The sequence below is a fragment of the Streptomyces sp. HUAS CB01 genome (assembly GCF_030406905.1).
GTDB lineage: Bacteria > Actinomycetota > Actinomycetes > Streptomycetales > Streptomycetaceae > Streptomyces > Streptomyces chengbuensis.
The window spans coordinates 7,571,377-7,589,741 of record NZ_CP129137.1; the positions used below are offsets into that span (position 1 = coordinate 7,571,377).

Sequence of the window (18,365 nt, forward strand, 5' to 3'; positions counted from 1 at the left end):
GTTCGGGCGGTTCCGTCGCGGCTCGGGGACGGCCGTTCGGGCCGGCGCCGCCGGCTCGACGGGCCGGCAGCTCGGGCGCCGCCGGGCCTCAGTGGAACAGCCGCTCGGGCGCCGCCCTGTCCGTCGCCCGGCGCTGTACCCGGTTCCCCACCGTCACCGCGACGCACAGCACCGCGGCGGCCGCCGCCAACTGGGCCAGCGCGACCGTGAACAGGCCGACCGGGACGGTCGCGAGCACCGCTGCCGCGGCGCCGATCCGCAGCCAGGGGCCGCCCAGACGCAGGGTGCGGCGGAACCACGCGTGTCCGCACAGGAAGAGCGCGAGTCCCACCCCCACGTACAGCGCCCCGGCCGGGGTGGCGGGCTCCAGGGCGTGACCGGGCACCTTCTTCACTCCGGCGGCGAAGACGACCACGCCGAGCAGCAGCGGGATGTGCGCGTAGTTGTACGCGTTCACGGCGGCGACGGCGCGCGCCGTGTCGCACTCCCGCGCCAGCGCCTTCTCGGCCCGCACCACGTCCGGCCGGAAGTACACCCACCACAGACAGGCGGCGACGACCAGCGTCAGCACCGCGGTCGCGACCAGGGAGAAGTCGAACGGCAGTCCGGAGGCGCCGATCGCGATCGCGATCAGCGCCTCCCCGAACGCGATGATCATGATCAGCCCGTGGCGCTCCACGAAGTGCTCCGGCCGGATGGTGAATCCGGCGAGCCGGCCGTGCAGCCGCGGCGCCAGCGCCTCGATCAGCAGCGCCACGGTCCACAGCAGGAACTGCGCCGTACCGCCGAGGAACGCCCCGAGCAGCACCAGTGCCGCGCTGGTGAGGTTGAACGGCGCCAGCCGCAGGATCGCCCGGCTCGCCGCGGCGCTGCTGGTACGCGAGAACAGTCCCGCGTGGACGACCACGACCAGGGCGTATCCCGACGCGAACACCTTGGCCTCGGCGCCCTCCTCGAAGGCCCGGGGAATGGCGAGCGCCATCACCAGGAACCCCACCATGCTGGCGAACAGCAGCAGCCTGCGGCGGTCCGTGCACGGCGGGAGCTCGTTGGTGAGCCACACGTAGGCGTTGAACATCCACCAGATCAGCCCGAACACCACCACCGCCCAGGCGGCTCCGCCGAAGGTGGTGTCCTCGACGAGCACCTCCGTGAGCTGGGTGGCGGTGAAGACGAAGACGAGGTCGAAGAAGAGCTCCAGGGTCGTGGCACGCGCGGGCTCGGCCCTGTCGGCGGGCGTGGGCGGCATGGACATCACCGGTTCCCGCCGGAACGGTCCCGCTCCTTCGGCCCGGGGGGGCCGCCGCGCCCGAACCACCGGCCGCCGAAGACCGGTTCCCCGGCGAGCCGGAGCGCCGGAGCCGTCAGACGCGCGGCCTGACGGTCGAGATGGAGGAGGTATTCGTACACCCACCAGGACCGGCACGAACGCGGCACGATCCCGGACAGCGCCGTGTCACCCTCCGGCTGCCCGCCCACCGGGGCCCGCACCTCCGGGGCACGCTCCAGCTGGTCCCCGAGCCGGGTGTAGAACGTGGCGAGCTGCGAGGCGAGGCGGCCGAGCCGGAAGCGGTCGGGGTCCTGGTCCAGCACGACCTGCGGCTGCCGGGCGAGACCGCTCGTCGTCATTTGCAGCCAGACGGCGGACGAGGACAGGAAGCACAGGTCCGCCCCCTCCAGACCTCGGGAGCCCGGCTCGGCCAGGTACCCCCGCATCGAGTCGTGCATGTGGCGGGTCGCGGGCGACGACGAGGTCAGCCGCACCGACGGGCGCTTGGTGACGAACCCCAGGGCCCAGCCGGTGGACGCCGTCAGGTCCCTGCTGCCCAGCCGGAACACCTCGGCCATATTGCTGCGCAGCACACCCGCGGCGCCGCGCGGCCACATCAGCGCGCCGACGAGCAGGCTGACAGCGGCCCCGACGGCCACGTCCTGGAGACGGACCAGCCCCAACTGCCAGCCCGAGGGGGAGAGCAGTGTGTACAGGCAGAGGACGACCACGGTGAACGCCGCCTGGCCGACCACGTCGGGCAGGGTGCCGGGGCTGAACGCGGCGAGCCACACGACGACGGGGAACACCGCCCACACGACGGCCGGGTCGCTGCCGGCGAGCCCGATCAGGACACTGCCCACGACGACGCCCGCCACCGTCCCCAGCAGCGCGACCACCGCCCGGGACCCGGTCGACGCGACGCTCGAGCGCAGCACCGCGAGCACACCGAGCAGCGCCCAGAACCCCCGGTCGAGCCCGGCCAGATGGACGACGACGATGGTCAGCGCCATGGCGACCGCGGAGCGCAGCGCGTTGACGAACCAGATCGAGTCGATGGTCGCGGAATCCCGCCAGGCCGTGACCACGCTGCTGTCCCGCGCCCGGCCCGCCATGCGCCGCAGGGAGGACCGGCACGGGTCGACGGCCCTGCGCCAGGCGACGCCCGGCCGGTACGAAGGCGGCCGGCGTACCGCCCGAAGGGTCTCCACCGCCGTCGTCGACGCCGCCTCCGCGATGTTCACGGTGTAGAAGGCGTGGGAGACGAACGTCCCGGACGGCGGGGCCTCGTGGTCGATGCAGTCCACCCGCGTCCCGTACGCCGCCAGGAGCCGCCGGACCTCCGTCACATCGGGCTCCGGGCCCTCGGCTTCGAGGAAGTCCGCGGTCCTGCGCAACAGTTCCGCCGACGCCTCCAGGAGCTCGGACTCGGGTCTGTCCGCCCGGCTCAGACCTCCCACGCACCGGTTCGCGGCCTCGCCGATCAGCCCCTTGGCCCAGAGCAGCGCCCCCACGACGTCCGTCAGCGACCGGTCGGCGGACCGGGTGCCGCTCGGCTGGTGCATGCCCGAGGTGAACTCCGTCAGCATCGTGCGGACGGCGTCCCGCGAGACCTCCGCCTCGCCGGGCCCCGCCGTGTCGCGCAGCAGCGCCGACAACTGGTCGCCGAGCGCGCGCGTCGTGTGTGCGACGGAGGAACGGAAGGCGTCCTCGCCGACGGGGGCGCGCAGCAGCAGCGTGGCGACACCCCCGGCGGCGACCCCGAGACCCCAGCCGCCGACCCGTACGGGGAGTTCGGACAGCGGCGCCGGTGTGGAGGCCGCCAGCACATAGCCCAGCAGCGCGGCCGTCGCGCCCGACCCGCCGTGCGGGCCCTCGATCGCGAAGTAGTAGGCGAGGAAGGCCAGGGGGAGTGTCACGAGCACGGCGGAGAGCAGGCTCAGCGACGCCAGACAGCCGACGGCCACCATGAGTCCGCCGACGCCGAGCAGCAGCGAGAACGCCAGGGACTCCGAGGCGCGGGTGCCCTCGAAGGACGCGATGACGAGGGCGGCGAACGCGCCGAAGGCCGCGAAGCCCGCCAGCCCCGGGTCGCCCACGACCAGCAGCCCCAGGGCGAGCACCGCGGGCAGCACGACGGCGGCGCGGCAGCCGCGGAGGACCGCGTGCACGGGGAAGCGGCCACGCAGGCCTGTCCGGCGAGGCTCCTCCGGCAGTTCCTCGAGGGAGGGCGTCACTGAACGTGTCATCGGACTCCTCTGCGTCACATGAGGAGGCTCGGCCTCGGTCCGACGAGACTCAGTCTGCGCTTCCGCCGGAGCTTCCGCCTGCGCTTCCTCCTGCGCTTCCGGCGCGGCACCCGCGAGCGGGTGGCGGGTCGGCGGGCGCGTCGCCCGGGTGCTGCCGCGCGCCGAGGGCCCTTGCCCCGCCCGCAGACACCGGCGCGTCCGCCCCCGCCCGAGGTGGGCCTCCCGGTGGCGCCCGCGCGCCGATCGCCGCCGCGCGCCGTGCGCCCCGTCCGCAGGCGCGCACGCCGATGCCGCGCCCGGGGTGCCTTGTCGGCAGGCGCCCGCTTGCCGCCCCCGCCGCCGGGGTGCCGGTTCGGCGGAGATTCCCGCATGCCGCCCCCCGCGCCGGGGTGGCCCGTGCGCAGGCGACGCCCGTGAGTTGCTCCCGGGCGAGTGCCCCGTCCGCAGGTGCCCGCACGCCGCAGCCGGGTTGTCCGTCCGCAGGTGGTGTTCGGCGGGCTGCCTGCGCCGGGGTGCCTGTCCGCAGGTGGCGTCCGGCGGTTTCGTCGTGCGCCGGGGTGCCGGTTCCGCGGGGCGAGACATGCCCGCGTGTGGGGGCGCCCGACCGTAGGTGGCGTCCGCGGTTTGGTCGTGCGCTGGGGTGCCCGGTTCGGCGGGCGATGCGGCATGCCCCCGTGCGCCGTGTGTCCCGTCCGCAGGCGGTGTCCGGCGGGTTGCCCGCGCCGGGGTGTGCGTCTGCAGGTGGCGTCCGGCGGTTGTGCGCCAGGGTGTGCCCGGTTCGGCGGGCGATGCGGCATGCCCCCGTGCGCCGTGTGTCCCGTCCGCAGGCGGTGTCCGGCGGGTTGCCCGCGCCGGAGTTCCCGTCCCGTAGATGGCGCCCGGCGGGTTCCCGCGCCGCGGTGCCGGGTTCGGCAGGCGATGCCCGCACGCCGCCCGCGCCGGGGTGCCCCGTCCGCGGAAGAGGCCCGGCGGGCTGCCGCCCCCGCCGGAGGCCGGTCGGCGGACGACGCCCGGCGGGCCGCCCCCGCCCAACGGACCGCTCCCGGCCGGGGAGCGCCCTCCGCAGGCGCCCGCAGGACTGTGAGCGCATCATGTAGAGATGGCTAAGGCGACGATCCTGACCGTCGACGACGATCCAGGAGTCTCCCGGGCCATCGCCCGTGATCTGCGGCGCCATTACGGCGACCGCTTCCGCGTGCTGCGCGCCACCTCGGGGGACGAGGCCCTCGAAGCCCTGCGCGAGGTCAGGCTGCGGGGCGAGGCGGTGGCCGTGATGATCGCCGACTACCGCATGCCCACCATGAACGGCGTCCAGTTCCTGGAGGCCGCCATGGACCTGTTCCCCCGCGCGCGACGGGTGCTGCTGACCGCGTACGCGGACACGGGCGCGGCCATCGACGCGATCAACGTCGTCGATCTCGACCACTATCTGCTCAAGCCCTGGAGCCCGCCGGAGGAGAACCTCTACCCCGTGCTCGACACCCTGGTCGACCTCTGGGACGCGGCCTCCGACCCGGAGACGCCCGAGACCAGGCTGGTCGGCCACCGCTGGTCCGCCCCCTCCTTCGCCGTGCGGGACTTCCTCGCACGCAACCTCGTGCCGTACCGGTGGATCGCCGCCGACGAGCCCGAGGGGGTCCAACTGCTCGAGGCGGCCGGACTCACCGCCGCGGACGTCCCCCTCGTCGTCACCGCCGATGGCAAGGTCCTGCACGCCCCGACGGAGGCGGAACTCGCCGCCCACGTCGGCCTGCGTACGAGCCCCGCGGCCGACTTCTACGACGTCGTCGTCATCGGCGCCGGCCCCGCCGGGCTGGGCGCCGCCGTCTACGCCGCGTCCGAGGGCCTGCGCACCGTGCTCGTCGAGCGCAGCGCCACCGGCGGACAGGCGGGCCAGAGCAGCCGGATCGAGAACTACCTGGGGTTCCCCGACGGGGTCACCGGCGCACAGCTCACCGACCGGGCCCGGCGGCAGGCGGCGCGCTTCGGCGCCGAGATCCTGAGCGCCACCGAGGTGGTCGCGCTGGAGGCCGCGGGGTCCGGGCGCGTCCTGCGCTTCGGCGACGGCACGTCGATCGGCGCGCACACCGTCGTGCTCGCCACGGGAGTGACCTACCGGCGCCTGGCGGGCGCGCAGCTCGACGGCTACTGCGGCGCCGGTGTCTTCTACGGCTCGGCGGCCTTCGAGGCTGCCAGCTGCCGCGGCGACGACGTGTACGTCGTCGGAGGCGCGAACTCCGCCGGGCAGGCGGCGGTCTACTTCTCGCGCTTCGCGGCGAAGGTCCACGTGCTGCTGCGCGGCCCGAACCTGGCCCAGTCCATGTCCGCGTATCTGATCCAGCAGATCGAGGCCGTGCCCAACATCGAGATCCACCCGTGCACCGAGGTGGCCGCCGGTGGCGGGGAGGGCCATCTGGAGCGGCTGACGCTGCGGGACAACCGCACCGGTGCCCTCACGGACGTCGACGCCACCTGGCTGTTCGTGTTCATCGGCGCCGAGCCGCAGACGCAGTGGCTCGACGGGCTGATCGCGTGCGACGACCGCGGGTTCGTCCTGACCGGCCCCGACCTCCCCGAGGCGGGCGGGCGTTCGCCCCGCTGGCCGCTGGTGCGCGCCCCGTACCACCTCGAGACCAGCGTGCCCGGCGTGTTCGCCGCGGGGGACGTCCGCGCCGAGTCGGTCAAGCGGGTGGCCTCGGCGGTGGGCGAAGGAGCCATGGCCGTCACGCTCGTGCACCGCTATCTGGAGGCCCAATGACCGCCTCGGTCTCACGGGAGGTGCTGACCCCGGACGAACTGCGCACCCTGTTCCTCTTCGAGGCCCTCGACGACGACCAGCTGGCGTGGCTGGCCGAGCGCGGACGCGTGGAGGTGCGCGAGGCGGGAACGCCCGTCTACACCCAGGGCGAGGGGGCGACCTGCTTCTTCGTACTGCTCTCCGGCACCGTCGCGCTCAGCCGCCAGCTCCACGGCGACGACATCGAACTGGGCCGCAGCGAACAGCGGGGCGCCTACGGCGGTGCCACACAGGCCTACCTCGGCGACCGCGTAGACCAGGTGTACCCGAACACGATGCGCGCCGTGACCGACGTGGAGCTGTTCGTCCTGCCCGCGACCGAGTTCGCGACCGCGATCCGGACCTGGTTCCCCATGGCCCTGCACCTGCTCGAGGGACTGTTCCTCGGGCTCCGGGCCAGCGACATCATCGTCGGGGAACGGGAACGGCTCGTCGCCCTCGGTTCACTGACGGCCGGCCTGACCCATGAGCTCAACAACCCCGCGGCCGCGGCCGTACGCGCCACCGACACCCTGCGCGACCGGGTGACCCGCATGCGGCACAAGCTCGCACTGATCGCGGACGGTCGGGTGGACGGCAAGCGGCTCCACGAGCTGGTGGAGATGCAGGACGCCGCGGTGCAGCGCGCCCGGACCGCCCGCCAGCTGACGGCGATCGAGGCGGCCGACGCGGAGGACGAACTGGGCGACTGGCTGGACGCGGCAGGGGTGGAAAACGCCTGGGACATCGCCCCCACCTTCGTCTCCGGCGGCATCGACGCCGACTGGCTGGCCGAGGCCACCGCGGAGCTCTCCGGCGAGAACCGGCGGGCGGCCGTGGGCTGGCTGAACTACACCGTCGACACCGAGATGCTGATGGGCGAGATCGAGGACGCGGTCCGCCGCGTCTCCGGACTCGTCGACGCGGCCCGGCAGTACTCCCAGCTCGACCGCGCCGCCCAGCAGCCCGTGGACGTCCATGAACTCCTCGACGCCACCCTGGTGATGCTCAAGGCCAAGATCCCGGCCGGGGTGCGGGTGGTGAAGGAGTACGCGGAGGGCATGCCGCTCGTCCCCGCGTACGGCGCGGAGCTCAACCAGGTGTGGACGAACCTCATCGACAACGCCCTCGCCGCGATGGGCGGCGACGGCACCCTCACGCTCGCCACCTGGCACGAGGACGACCACGCGTACGTGGAGGTACGGGACACGGGCACCGGGATCGACCCCGAGATCCGCCCCCGCATCTTCGAACCGTTCTTCTCGACGAAACCGGTCGGCGAGGGGACGGGCCTCGGGCTCGACATCTCGTACCGGATCGTCGTCAACAAGCACGGCGGCGACATCCGCGTCGCCTCGCACCCGGGCGACACCCGCTTCCGGGTCTGCCTCCCCGTCGTCCGGCCCTCGGGGGACGAGCCGCTCTGAGGGCCGGACACCGGACATCGCCGGGCCCGCCGGTCGGAGCGTCCCGGCGCGGGGCCGGCGAGTGGCGATCACCCGCCCCCGGCGCGAGCCTGAGGAGAACGAGCGCCGGCGACGGGCACCGGGCCGCGCCGGCCGCACCGCGAAGCGACCGAGGAGCGGCGCCATGGCGGACGACCGGATTCCAGGGATCGACCCGACCGTACCCCCCAGTGGCACCGGCTGTGCCGAATGCCTGGCCGGGGACGGCCCGGGGTGGTGGATGCATCTGCGGCGGTGCGCCGAGTGCGGGCACATCGGGTGCTGCGACTCGTCGCCCTCCCAGCACGGCACGCGCCACGCCGTGGACTCGGGGCACCCGTACCTGACGAGTTTCGAGCCGGGCGAGGACTGGTTCTGGAACGTCCGGACCGAGCAGTACTACGAGGGCGGACCCCGGCTCGCCGAGCCCAGCGCCCACCCGCTCGCGCAGCCCGTGCCCGGCCCGGCGGGAGCCGTGCCCGCCGACTGGGAGCGGCACCTCCACTGACGTCCGGCGTCGGCGGGGCCGCCCCACCCCGCGCCCGCCGCCCGCCGACGGGGGTGCCGGGCTCCCGGGAGCAGCGTGCCAGGGCGGTACGCCCGCCCGGCTTCACGGTGTCCGGCGGGCGTCCGGCCCCGCCGCCCGCGTCCGCGGGCGGGTGTTCCCGACTGCAGGGAGCGCGACACGGCGGTACGCCCGTCCCGGGAGGCGTGTCCGCGACACGGCGGTACGTCCGTACCGGGAGGCGTGTCCGCGACACGGCGGTGTGCCCTCCCCGGCGGGCGTGCGGGACACCGCGGTACGCCCGTCCGGCAGAGGACCGTTCCACCGGGCCCGACCCGTGTCGCGTCATCGGTCGGCCGAGCCGTCCGAGCCGTCGGGGATCCGGCGACGCCGTCAGGGATCCGGCGACGCCGTCGGGCCTCCGGCGAGGCCACCGGAGGCGACCGGCGCGAACAGGACCGCAGACCGGCGACACACTTTGCCCGCCCGCCCGACGCATCCACCTCCCGCGCCCCGCCCCGCTGCCCGCCCCGCGCCGCTCTACTGCTCGTACGACTCCACTTCGCTGATCGGGCGTGGCGCGACCTGCTGCGGGTCCTGACCGGCCTCCGCGCTCGCCCTGCGCCGGCGCAGCAGGTCCCAGCACTGGTCCAACTGACGCTCCACGGACTCCAGCCGCGCTCGTTCCTCCGGACCGAGCCCTGCGCCGGGGGCCTGGTCGCGGAGCCGGTGCTCCTCCGCGACGAGGGCGTCGATGGTCTGCAGAAGGTCATCCGCCATCTCTGCCTCCTCAGCCGGATCCCGCACGGGTGCGTACGCGGAGGTCGTCCCCCCAATTGTCGGCGACAGCCGCTGCCGCCGCGAGCGAAGGCGCCGGGTTCCCGTTCCCGGGCGGACCGGTGGTGCGGGAAGCCCGGCAGGGCCTTCTCCCGGGGGTCGCCGCGTACCCGTGCCGGTGCGGCCGACCCGGAACGGCGGGCCGCGGCTGCCGCGCCCCGGCCTCGGTCAGCCGCGCAGCGCCGCCGCCACCACGGACCGTGCCTCCTCCTGCACCCGCGTCAGATGGTCGGGCCCGAGGAACGACTCGGCGTACACCTTGTAGACGTCCTCCGTGCCCGAAGGGCGTGCCGCGAACCAGGCGTTGGCGGTGGTCACCTTGATGCCGCCGATGGGTGCGCCGTTGCCCGGCGCACGGGTGAGCACGGCGGTGATCGCCTCCCCGGCCAGGGTGTCCGCGGTCACCTGCTCGGGGGAGAGCCGGCTCAGCACGGCCTTCTCCTCACGGGTCGCCGGTGCGTCGACCCGTGCGTAGGCCGGCTCGCCGAACCGCTCGGTGAGCGACGCGTAGTGGCGGCTCGGCGACGTCCCCGTCACGGCCAGGATCTCGGACGCGAGCAGGGCCAGTACGATGCCGTCCTTGTCGGTCGTCCACACCGAGCCGTCCCGGCGGAGGAACGAGGCGCCGGCGGACTCCTCACCGCCGAAACCGAGCGAGCCGTCGAGCAGTCCGTCCACGAACCACTTGAAGCCGACCGGCACTTCGCGCAGCTCCCGGCCGAGGTCGGCCGCCACCCGGTCGATCATGCTCGACGACACCAGCGTCTTGCCGACCGCCGCACCGGCCGGCCACTGGGCGCGGTGGCTGAACAGGTACGAGATCGCGGTGGCCAGATAGTGGTTGGGGTTCATGAGCCCGCCGTCCGGGGTGACGATGCCGTGCCGGTCGGCGTCGGCGTCGTTGCCCGTGGCGACCTGGAACCGGTCGCGCTGCTCGATCAGCGACGCCATCGCGTGGGGGGAGGAGCAGTCCATGCGGATCTTCCCGTCCCAGTCCAGCGTCATGAAACGCCACGCCGGGTCGGTGAGCGGGTTGACGACGGTCAGGTCGAGCCGGTGCTGCTCGGCGATGCGGCCCCAGTAGGCGACGGACGCCCCGCCGAGCGGGTCGGCCCCGATGCGCACACCCGCGGCGCGCACCGCGTCGAGGTCGAGCACGGACGGCAGGTCGGACACGTAGGAGCCCAGGAAGTCGTACCGGCCGGTCGTCGCGGCGGACAGTGCCCTCGTCCAGGGGAGCCGCCGCACGTCCTTCAGCCCGCCGGTGATGATCTCGTTGGCGCGGTCCTGGATCCAGCCGGTCGCCTCGGAGCCGGCCGGGCCGCCGTTGGGCGGGTTGTACTTGAAGCCCCCGTCCGACGGCGGGTTGTGCGAGGGCGTGACCACCACGCCGTCGGCGAGACCGGAGGCGCGACCGCGGTTGTGCCCGAGGATGGCGTGCGAGACGGCCGGGGTGGGGGTGAAGCCGTCGGCCTCGTCGATCAGCACGGTGACGCCGTTGGCGGCGAACACCTCGACGGCCGTGACCTTCGCGGGCTCGGACAGCGCATGGGTGTCGGCGCCGAGGAACAGCGGCCCGTCGATGCCCTGCCCGCTGCGGTACTCGCAGATCGCCTGGCTGGTGGCCGCGATGTGGTCCTCGTTGAAGGCCGTGGCCAGGGAGGACCCGCGATGTCCCGAGGTGCCGAAGGCGACCCGCTGGGCGGGGTCCGCCGGATCGGGGTGCAGGGCGTAGTACGCCGTCACCAGCCGGGGCACGTCGATGAGGTCCTCCGGCCGCGCTGGCTGTCCCGCGCGCTCGTTGGGCATCCGTCCACTCCTCCGCTTCGGTGGGTGCGATCAGGGCAGGTGCCATGATCGCTCGTCAGTCGCCGTTCGTCCGGCTGCCCCTCCGCACGCACGTGCCGGTGGGCGCCCCGAGTCGGGCATGCCCAGCGTGCGCCCGCGCACGCGCCCGGCACGGGCGATTCTCCGGAATCCGTCCCCGCCCGGCCGCCCGTCGCCCGGAACGTCGTCGAACCGCCGGGGGCGGAATCGTCCTGATCACCTACACTCGCCGGATGGCGAAGTACTTCGACGTCCATCCCGAGAATCCCCAGCGCCGCACCATCGTCACCGTGGCCGACACCATCCGCTCCGACGGCCTCGTCGTGTACCCGACGGACTCCTGTTTCGCCCTGGGCTGCCGCATCGGCAGTCGGGAGGGCATCAACCGGATCCGCTCGATCCGCAACCTCGACGACCGTCATCACTTCACCCTCGTGTGCAGGGACTTCGCCCAGCTCGGCCAGTTCGTGCACGTCGACAAGGACGTCTTCCGCGCGGTCAAGGCGGCCACCCCCGGCAGTTTCACGTTCATCCTGCCGGCGACCAAGGAGGTGCCGCGCCAGCTCCTGCACCCGAAGAAGAAGACGGTCGGCGTCCGCATCCCCGACCACGTCGTCGCGCAGGCGCTCGTCGAGGAGCTCGGCGAGCCCCTGCTGTCCAGCACCCTCCTCCTCCCCGGCGAGGACGAGCCGATGACCCAGGGCTGGGAGATCAAGGAACGGCTCGACCACGTGGTGGACGCGGTGCTCGACTCGGGCGACTGCGGTACCGAACCGACCACCGTCATCGACTTCTCCGGCGGCGAACCGGAGATCGTGCGCCGGGGCGCCGGCGACACCGAGCGGTTCGAGTAGCGCCGGGCACGGGCCGGGCCCCGGACGTCGCCGCGCATACCGTCCGAGGGCCCGCCGCCGCGCCGTTGCCGGGTCACGCCCTGCCGTGCGCCTTCTGCGAGTGCCGTGCCAGGGAGTCGAGGACCACCGCGGCGAGCAGCACACCCCCGGTGATCACCGACTGCATCGGCGTAGGGATGCCCAGCAGGACCATGCCCGACGCGATCGACTGGATGACGAGCATGCCCAGCAGTACGGACCAGGTGGTCCCGCGCCCGCCGAACAGGCTGACGCCACCGATCACGGCCGCGGCGATCGCGTTGATCAGCAGGATGCTGGAGCCCGACGTCTGGCCGACCGCGGCCACCCGGGAGGCCAGGAAGAGCCCGCCGACGGCGGCCAGCGTCCCGGACACCATGAACGCCGAGATCCGCAGCCACACCACGTTCATGCCCGCGCGACGGGCCGCCTCGGCACCGCCGCCGATGGAGACGATCTTCCGTCCGTAGAAGGTGCGCCGCAGGAGGAAGTCCAGGCCGACGACGAAGACCAGGAAGATCAGCAGGGCGAGCGGCAGGCCCTGGAACCGGTTCAGGATCCAGGCGGCGGCGAACGCGACCACCGCCACCGCGGCCGTGCGCACGGCGATGACGCCGAGCGGCCGGTACATCACGCCGACCGACCGGCGCCGCCGGGAGTCCCGGTACGACGCCAGGAAGAACACGGCCACGCTCAGGGCCGCCAGCCCGTACGCGACCGCCGCCTCCCTGAAGTAGTAGCTGGTCAGGGCATGGACGAAGCCCTCCTCGGGGAGGTTGACGGTGCCGCTGGCGCCCAGCACGTAGAGCATGAGCCCGTTCCAGGCCAGCAGCCCCGCCAGCGTCACGACGAACGCCGGGACGCCGAGCCGGGCGGCGAAGAACCCCTGGGTCGCGCCGATCGCCGCGCCCACGAGCAGGGCGGCGAGGACGGCCGCCCACTCCGGCATGCCCTGGTTCACGTTGAGGACGGCGAAGACGGCCGCCGTGAGCCCGCTGACGGAGCCCACGGACAGATCCACGTCGCCGAGCAGCAGGACGAAGACCAGACCGAGCGCGATCATGCCCGTGCCGACGATGTCGACGCTGAGGTTGGACAGATTGCGCGGTGAGAGGAACTGCTGGTCCAGGCTCTGGAAGATGATCCACAGCACCGCGACCGCGACGACCCCCGGCATCGGGCCGAGCTCGCCGCTGCGCATCCGGCGGGCGAAGGCGCGGGCACGGCCTCCGAAACCCCCGTCGGCGTCCGTACGGCGCTGGTCGGCGGGCTGCGGACCGCCCCGGGCCGGCCCGCCGCCCGCCCGTGCGACCCCGGTGCTCTCCGACGCTCCGGTCCGCTTCACCGCAGCACCTCCCCCCACCGGTCCCGGCGATGGGTGACGGCGTTGTCGGTGGCGCCGGTCATGGAGGAGACGATCTGCTCCTGGGAGGTGGTCGGCACGCTGAAGAAGCCGTTGTTGCGGCCGAGGTGCAGCACCGCGACCTGGTCGGCGACGGCCTTCACGTCCCCCAGGTTGTGGCTCACCAGGAGCACGCCCAGACCGCGGTCCCGCAGCCGCTCGAGCAGGTCGAGGAACTGGGCGGTCTGCCTGACGCCCAGCGCGGCGGTGGGCTCGTCCAGGATGAGCAGCCGGGGTTCGCTGAGCAGCGCGCGGGCGATGGCGACCGTCTGCCGCTGGCCCGCGGACAGCGAGGCGACGGGCACCCGGAAGCTGGGGAGGCGCATCGACAGCGACTCCAGGACGTCCAGCTCCTGGGCCCGTCGCTCCATGGCCACCTCGTCGAGGATCACGCTCCCGCCGAGCTCGTGTCCGAGGAAGATGTTGCCGACGACGTCGAGGGTCTCGCACAGCGCGAGATCCTGGTAGACGCTGGTGATGCCCAGGGCCTGGGCGTCCCGGGGGCGGGAGATCCTCACCGGGCGGCCGTCCCACTCGACGACGCCCTCGTCGGCCGGTCCGACCCCGGTGATCACCTTGACCAGGGTGGACTTGCCCGCCCCGTTGTCGCCGACCAGGGCCACGACCTCTCCGGCGTGGATCTCCAGCTCGATGTCGGACAGTGCCCAGACGGCGCCGAACCGTTTGCTGATCCCGCGCATCGCCAGGAGTGGCGCCCTCGGCACGTGAACCATCTCCTTCGCCCGTCCCGTCGCTCCGGCCGGGGCGCCGCACGTCGTCGGGGTGCGGAACCCGTCCGGCTATCCGGTGAGACCCGCATTCCGGCAGGCGGCCTCCATCGCCGGGGTGCAGATCTGGTCGACCGTGTACAGGCCGTTCTCGACCACCGTCTCCTCGACGTTGCCCCGGGTCACCGGCACCAGGGGCCCCAGGACGGCGGGGATGCCCTCGTCGGTGTCGTTGCGTACGCGGTCCTTGGCGATGTCGTCGAGCTTCTCGCCGCGGCCCAGGGCGACGGCCATCTCGGCGGCGGCCTCGGCCTCCGCCTCGAAGGACTTGTAGACGGTCATGTACTGCTCGCCCTTGACGATCCTGCGGATCGCGGACAGGTCGGCGTCCTGCCCGGTGACGGGCGGCAGCGGCTTGACCCCGGCGGCCTTGAGCGCCGTGACGACACCGCCCGCCAGCCCGTCGTTGGCCGACAGGACGCCGTCGATGCGGTCCGGGCCCAGCTCGGCGATCGCGGCGGACATGTTCCGGAAGGCGTTCTCCGGTATCCATCCGCCGGTGTAGTAGGACCTGGCGATCTTCACCTTGCCCTCGAGCACGGACAGCGCGCCCCGGCGCAGATCCCGGGTGTTGGGGTCGGTCGGGTCGCCGTTCATCATCACGATCTGGCCGCCGCGGGCCTTGGGGCCCATCGCCTTGAGGAGCTCCTGGGCCTGGATCCTGCCGATCTCCTCCGAGTCGTAGCTGGAGTAGGCCGAGATGGGCCCCTGGGCGAGGCGGTCGTACGAGACCACCGGCACGTTCGCGTCCCGGGCCCGGGCGATCGACGAACGGAGCGCCTTGTCGTCGACGGGGTCGAGGATCAGGACCTTGGCGCCTTTCGCGATCATGGACTCGATCTGCTGCTGCTGTGTCGCCACGTCGGCGGACGCATAGGCGTGCAGCAGCTTGCAGTCGGGGCACAGCGCCTTGACCTTCGCCTGGATGAGGGGCTTGTCGGCGGTCGCCCAGCGGGCGGTGTGGACGTCCGGGAGCAGCAGCCCGATCGTGAAGGCGTCCTCGCCGGAGGCGTTCCCGGTGTCCTCGCCCGCCTCGCCGGCCGTTCCGCAGGCGGTGAGACCGGCGAGCGCGGCGGCCGCGGTGGCGGTGGCCAGGGCACGGGCCGTACGGCCCCGCGTCCACGGCGTCCTTCCGCCGCGTCCGCGGCGGCTCCGCGCGCGGTGATGTGGAACCGGCATATTCCCCAATGTAGGGGAAAATGGGAGAAACGAACTGCCGGGCGAGGGCCGCCGGCCGCCGTCGGGGGCGCGGGCCGGGAGCGGTACGGCGGTGCACGGAGGGGCTCGTGCGGGCCGGCCGTCCTGGCCGGGGCCGTTCGGCGGTGGCGCCGGTACGGTCCGTCAGCCGTTGCCGGGTGCCACCGGCCGGGATTCGCCGTGGACGAGGTGCACGACCTGGTCCGCGATCGTGTCGAGGACGCCGGATGCGGCCGTCTCGTCGCCGAGCACCAGGAAGTTCAGGGTGAGCCCGTCGGTCATGACGGCCAGATAGTGCGCGAGGACCGCGACCGGGACGCGCAGTTCGAGTCCCATGTCGTGCCGCAGTTGGTCGATGAGCTCGATGAACGTGTCGGTGTACAACTCGTACTGACGCCGTGCCAGGTGCTCGAACCCCGGCTGGCGCAGGGCGTACTGGGTGAGCTCGTAGGTGAGCATGTGTTCACCGGGGTTGGCGCGCACGTGGTCCCAGTAGGCCTGGAAACCCGCGCGGACGGTCTCCCGCAGGGTGGTCTGGGGCCGGATCGCCTCGCGCACCACCGCGATGTAGTGCTCGGTGATGGCCTCGATGACGGACTCCAGCAGTTCCTGCTTGGAGTCGAAGCAGTAGTGGAAGACACTCAGCGACACCTGCGCCTCGGCGGCGATGGACCGTGTCGTCGTCCGGGGGACACCGTCACGGGTCATCGCCCGGATCGCTGCCTCGATCAGCTGTCGACGCCGTTCGGCCGACGGCATCCGTGCCATGCGGGTCCTCGTTCCTGTGCCGTGCTGCGGTGCGTTGCGGTGCGGTGCTGTGCTGTCTGTGCGGTGCTGTTCCCCGCCCGGGTTTCCCCCGTCGTTCCGGGCAGGCGTTTCCCGTGTCCGGAACGGGGTGCGCGACGGGTGCCGGGGAAGCTGCCGGGGCCGGCCGGATCGGCTGATCCGGCCGGCCCCGGCCCCTGACGCCCCCCGCCGGCGGGCTCAGCTGCCGTAGACGCCGACCTCGCGCAGGGAGTAGCCCCACTTGGTGCCGCGTTCCAGCCCCTGGATGCGCACATGGCGCGCCGTCGTCCCGTCGAAACGGGCCGTGTCCAGGCCGCCGTCACCGGCCGTCGTGGACCACACCGGCCGCCAGTTCGTGCCGTCCGACGACACCTCGACCCGGTAGGACTTCCCGAAGGCGCGTTCCCATTCGAGGGTGACCCGTTTGACCAGGGCCGGTGCGCCGAGGTCGATCCGGATCCACTGGTCGTCGTTCCAGTCGCTCGCCCAGCGGGTCCCCGCGTTGCCGTCGACGGCCCGGCCGGGTGCGTAACTCGTGAACAGGCTCCACTCCGACGAGCTGGCCGTGGCCGGGGCGCTCGCGGCGAGGTTCACTCCGGCCCGGTGCCGCTCCGACCCGCCCCAGGTGCCGAGGTAGGACTCGGCGCCCCGGAAGAGGTCGTCCACGACGCCCTGGCCGCCGACGATCCGCACGTCCTCCAGCCAGTCCGGGACGAGGCCGTAGTGCGCCGCGCCGTCGGTGTTGAGGTCCCAGGTGCGCCGGCCGGTGGTCTGCCGGTCCAGGACGGAGCCGCCGTCGGCGCTGCGGAAGGGGTAACGCACCGGGTTGGGGGTGTCGGCCCCCCGTGGGCCCGGCCAGCCGCCGACACCGTTCATGTCGCTGCCGAAGCCGTATCCGGCACCGTACTTCTCACGCAGGGCGTCCGTGCGCTCGGCCTCCGCGCTGAACGCCTCGGAACCGTGCATGTACTGGGCGATGAAGCCGCCCAGCCGGTAGACGCGCTCGGTCCAGTCGATGTCCATCCAGCTGTGCGAGGAGATCACGCCGGGGTACGACTCGGCCTCGAGGATGTCGAGCACCCGGCCCGTGGCCTTGACGCTCATGTGGTCGATCTCGAGCATCATCTTGCGTTTCATCATGCCGCGCACCGCGTACTCGCCGAGTTCGGTGAGCCCGCGGGTGTTGCACTGTGCGTCGGCGGCGTACGACGGGACCTGCACGCCCGGCGGGAGTTCCTTCTCGGCGTTCGGAGCGGCGGCGACGCCGATCGGGTTGTCGTGCTGCGGGCCGGCGCACTTCTCCGTCTTCCAGAAGGTGCCCGTCGACAGGAACTGGCCGACGTTGATCGCGGTGCCGAGCGTGCCCGAGTCGAACCGGACGCCGCACAGGGCGTTGTCGAACTTGTGGCAGAGGAACATGCTCCGTACGCCGAGCTTGTGGAGCTCGTCGAGACCGCGGTCGATGTCGTCCCTGCCGCACTGCGGCACGTCCAGGATCTGCTTGCAGCCGAAGGGCTCGGAGGTCTCCACCCCGAGGACCACGGCCAGTTTGCCCTGCTCGATGACCTGCCGGGCCTGTGCGGAGTCGGTGACGATCCGGAAGAACCCCTTGCCCGGGCCGCCGTAGACCTTGTCGATGTACGCCTGCATCTCGTAGGTCTTCTGCGCCTGCAGGCGGATGGAGGTCATCTCGTCGCAGCTGCGGTCCTTGAAGAAGTAGACCGAGCAGATGACGCCGTTGGTGACCAGGTCGTTGACGAGGACGCGCTGGCCCCCGCGCCAGGCCCGCTCGATCCAGGCGTAGTAGTTCTGCTGGTGCGTGAGCGAGTCGTGGGCCGGCCAGTCCTTGAACGTCGGCCAGCCGTTGGGGTCGTGGCGGCCGTCCCCGCCCCTGGTGATGAAGTCGAAGACAGCGAGGGAACCGTCGGGGTAGTGCTCCGGGCAGTCCTTGAGCGCGTCGGCGATGCCCTGTTCCGAGAAGGCCTTGCCGCAGATGAGCCGTCCGCCGAACGCCTCGTTCGACATGATGTGGTTGTGCGCGTCGACGAAACCGCGCACCTTTCCGTCGGGGCCGGTGCCCTTGAAGGGCTCGCCCGTGACATTGATCCCGGAGTCGGGCGCGGGCCGGGCGGCCGGGACCCACCAGCCGGACTCGGCCGAGGACCCGGGGGCCGTGCCGAGGACCAGGGTCAGCGCGGTGAGGAGCAAGGTCACCACCGCGAGGGGTCCACGGCGGCGACGCAAGTGCCGTTTCATCGTCATCTCTCAAGCCTTCGGTGAGCGGACGGCCGGGGCCGGGGGCCGAGTCCGTCCGGAGCCGGGACCTTCCGCCGAGATCCCCCTGTCATGACCCGTGCAAGCGGTGCGACGAGGATCGCGACTGTCACACAAAGAGTCAATAGTCCGGGACA

At 72.9% G+C, this 18,365-nt stretch carries 13 protein-coding genes; 4 read left to right on the forward strand and 9 right to left on the reverse strand.

All coding sequences use genetic code 11. The annotated features are described in order from the left end of the window. Nucleotides 1–88 precede the first annotated feature (88 nt). Nucleotides 89–1,255: a low temperature requirement protein A gene (locus QRN89_RS33200; RefSeq protein WP_290353109.1), complete on the reverse strand. Its 1,167-nt coding sequence runs from the start codon at nucleotides 1,253–1,255 to the stop codon at nucleotides 89–91. After that, nucleotides 1,255–3,519, reverse strand: coding sequence for an FUSC family protein (locus tag QRN89_RS33205; protein WP_290353110.1), 2,265 nt, complete (start codon nucleotides 3,517–3,519; stop codon nucleotides 1,255–1,257). The genes QRN89_RS33200 and QRN89_RS33205 overlap by 1 nt, the downstream gene beginning before the upstream one ends. A 1,099-nt stretch (nucleotides 3,520–4,618) precedes the next feature. Between QRN89_RS33205 and QRN89_RS33210 the strand changes: the two genes are divergently transcribed. From QRN89_RS33210 to QRN89_RS33220, 3 genes are all read left to right on the forward strand, one after another. Next, nucleotides 4,619–6,277: an NAD(P)/FAD-dependent oxidoreductase gene (locus QRN89_RS33210; protein WP_290353111.1), complete on the forward strand. Its 1,659-nt coding sequence runs from the start codon at nucleotides 4,619–4,621 to the stop codon at nucleotides 6,275–6,277. Beyond that, on the forward strand, nucleotides 6,274–7,722 hold the full coding sequence (locus tag QRN89_RS33215; protein ID WP_290353112.1) for an ATP-binding protein: 1,449 nt from the start codon (nucleotides 6,274–6,276) through the stop codon (nucleotides 7,720–7,722). The genes QRN89_RS33210 and QRN89_RS33215 overlap by 4 nt, the downstream gene beginning before the upstream one ends. 163 nt (nucleotides 7,723–7,885) lie before the next feature. Continuing rightward, nucleotides 7,886–8,248 carry a UBP-type zinc finger domain-containing protein gene (locus tag QRN89_RS33220; RefSeq protein WP_290353113.1) on the forward strand — a complete coding sequence of 121 codons (363 nt, stop codon included), beginning with the start codon at nucleotides 7,886–7,888 and terminating at the stop codon, nucleotides 8,246–8,248. A 537-nt stretch (nucleotides 8,249–8,785) separates the two neighbouring features. On the opposite strand, the gene QRN89_RS33225 is transcribed toward QRN89_RS33220, so the two are convergent. Further along, nucleotides 8,786–9,025, reverse strand: a complete 240-nt coding sequence (locus QRN89_RS33225) for a DUF2630 family protein (protein WP_290353114.1) — start codon at nucleotides 9,023–9,025, stop codon at nucleotides 8,786–8,788. A 225-nt stretch (nucleotides 9,026–9,250) separates the two neighbouring features. Next, nucleotides 9,251–10,891: a phosphoglucomutase (alpha-D-glucose-1,6-bisphosphate-dependent) gene (gene pgm, locus QRN89_RS33230; protein WP_290353115.1), complete on the reverse strand. Its 1,641-nt coding sequence runs from the start codon at nucleotides 10,889–10,891 to the stop codon at nucleotides 9,251–9,253. A gap of 251 nt (nucleotides 10,892–11,142) precedes the next feature. On the opposite strand from pgm, the gene QRN89_RS33235 reads away from it, so the two are divergent. After that, a complete protein-coding gene (locus QRN89_RS33235; protein WP_290353116.1) occupies nucleotides 11,143–11,763 on the forward strand; it encodes an L-threonylcarbamoyladenylate synthase in 621 nt (206 codons plus the stop codon). A gap of 73 nt (nucleotides 11,764–11,836) precedes the next feature. Here QRN89_RS33235 and QRN89_RS33240 read toward each other — a convergent pair whose 3' ends face one another. The 5 genes from QRN89_RS33240 to QRN89_RS33260 form a co-directional block, all read right to left on the reverse strand. After that, a complete protein-coding gene (locus QRN89_RS33240; protein ID WP_290353117.1) occupies nucleotides 11,837–13,126 on the reverse strand; it encodes a sugar ABC transporter permease in 1,290 nt (429 codons plus the stop codon). Next, nucleotides 13,123–13,917 carry an ATP-binding cassette domain-containing protein gene (locus tag QRN89_RS33245; RefSeq protein ID WP_290353118.1) on the reverse strand — a complete coding sequence of 265 codons (795 nt, stop codon included), beginning with the start codon at nucleotides 13,915–13,917 and terminating at the stop codon, nucleotides 13,123–13,125. Before QRN89_RS33245 ends, QRN89_RS33240 begins: the two co-directional genes overlap by 4 nt. Nucleotides 13,918–13,983: 66 nt before the next feature. Next, on the reverse strand, nucleotides 13,984–15,150 hold the full coding sequence (locus QRN89_RS33250) for a sugar ABC transporter substrate-binding protein (RefSeq protein ID WP_290353119.1): 1,167 nt from the start codon (nucleotides 15,148–15,150) through the stop codon (nucleotides 13,984–13,986). A 162-nt stretch (nucleotides 15,151–15,312) separates the two neighbouring features. Next, a complete protein-coding gene (locus QRN89_RS33255) occupies nucleotides 15,313–15,936 on the reverse strand; it encodes a TetR/AcrR family transcriptional regulator (RefSeq protein ID WP_290353120.1) in 624 nt (207 codons plus the stop codon). 216 nt (nucleotides 15,937–16,152) lie between these two features. After that, nucleotides 16,153–18,210 (reverse strand): discoidin domain-containing protein, encoded by a 2,058-nt coding sequence (locus tag QRN89_RS33260; RefSeq protein ID WP_435833311.1) that lies wholly within the window; start codon nucleotides 18,208–18,210, stop codon nucleotides 16,153–16,155. Nucleotides 18,211–18,365: the final 155 nt, after the last annotated feature.

Bases quoted from the DNA above. Each gene is read 5' to 3' on its own strand.
- QRN89_RS33200 (WP_290353109.1), bottom strand. From the start codon at position 1,255: ATGTCCATGCCGCCCACGCCCGCCGACAGGGCCGAGCCCGCGCGTGCC.
- QRN89_RS33255 (WP_290353120.1), bottom strand. From the start codon at position 15,936: ATGGCACGGATGCCGTCGGCCGAACGGCGTCGACAGCTGATCGAGGCA.
- QRN89_RS33225 (WP_290353114.1), bottom strand. From the start codon at position 9,025: ATGGCGGATGACCTTCTGCAGACCATCGACGCCCTCGTCGCGGAGGAG.
- QRN89_RS33205 (WP_290353110.1), bottom strand. From the start codon at position 3,519: ATGACACGTTCAGTGACGCCCTCCCTCGAGGAACTGCCGGAGGAGCCT.
- QRN89_RS33235 (WP_290353116.1), top strand. From the start codon at position 11,143: ATGGCGAAGTACTTCGACGTCCATCCCGAGAATCCCCAGCGCCGCACC.
- QRN89_RS33250 (WP_290353119.1), bottom strand. From the start codon at position 15,150: ATGCCGGTTCCACATCACCGCGCGCGGAGCCGCCGCGGACGCGGCGGA.
- QRN89_RS33215 (WP_290353112.1), top strand. From the start codon at position 6,274: ATGACCGCCTCGGTCTCACGGGAGGTGCTGACCCCGGACGAACTGCGC.
- QRN89_RS33210 (WP_290353111.1), top strand. From the start codon at position 4,619: ATGGCTAAGGCGACGATCCTGACCGTCGACGACGATCCAGGAGTCTCC.
- pgm (WP_290353115.1), bottom strand. From the start codon at position 10,891: ATGCCCAACGAGCGCGCGGGACAGCCAGCGCGGCCGGAGGACCTCATC.
- QRN89_RS33245 (WP_290353118.1), bottom strand. From the start codon at position 13,917: ATGGTTCACGTGCCGAGGGCGCCACTCCTGGCGATGCGCGGGATCAGC.
- QRN89_RS33220 (WP_290353113.1), top strand. From the start codon at position 7,886: ATGGCGGACGACCGGATTCCAGGGATCGACCCGACCGTACCCCCCAGT.
- QRN89_RS33260 (WP_435833311.1), bottom strand. From the start codon at position 18,210: ATGAAACGGCACTTGCGTCGCCGCCGTGGACCCCTCGCGGTGGTGACC.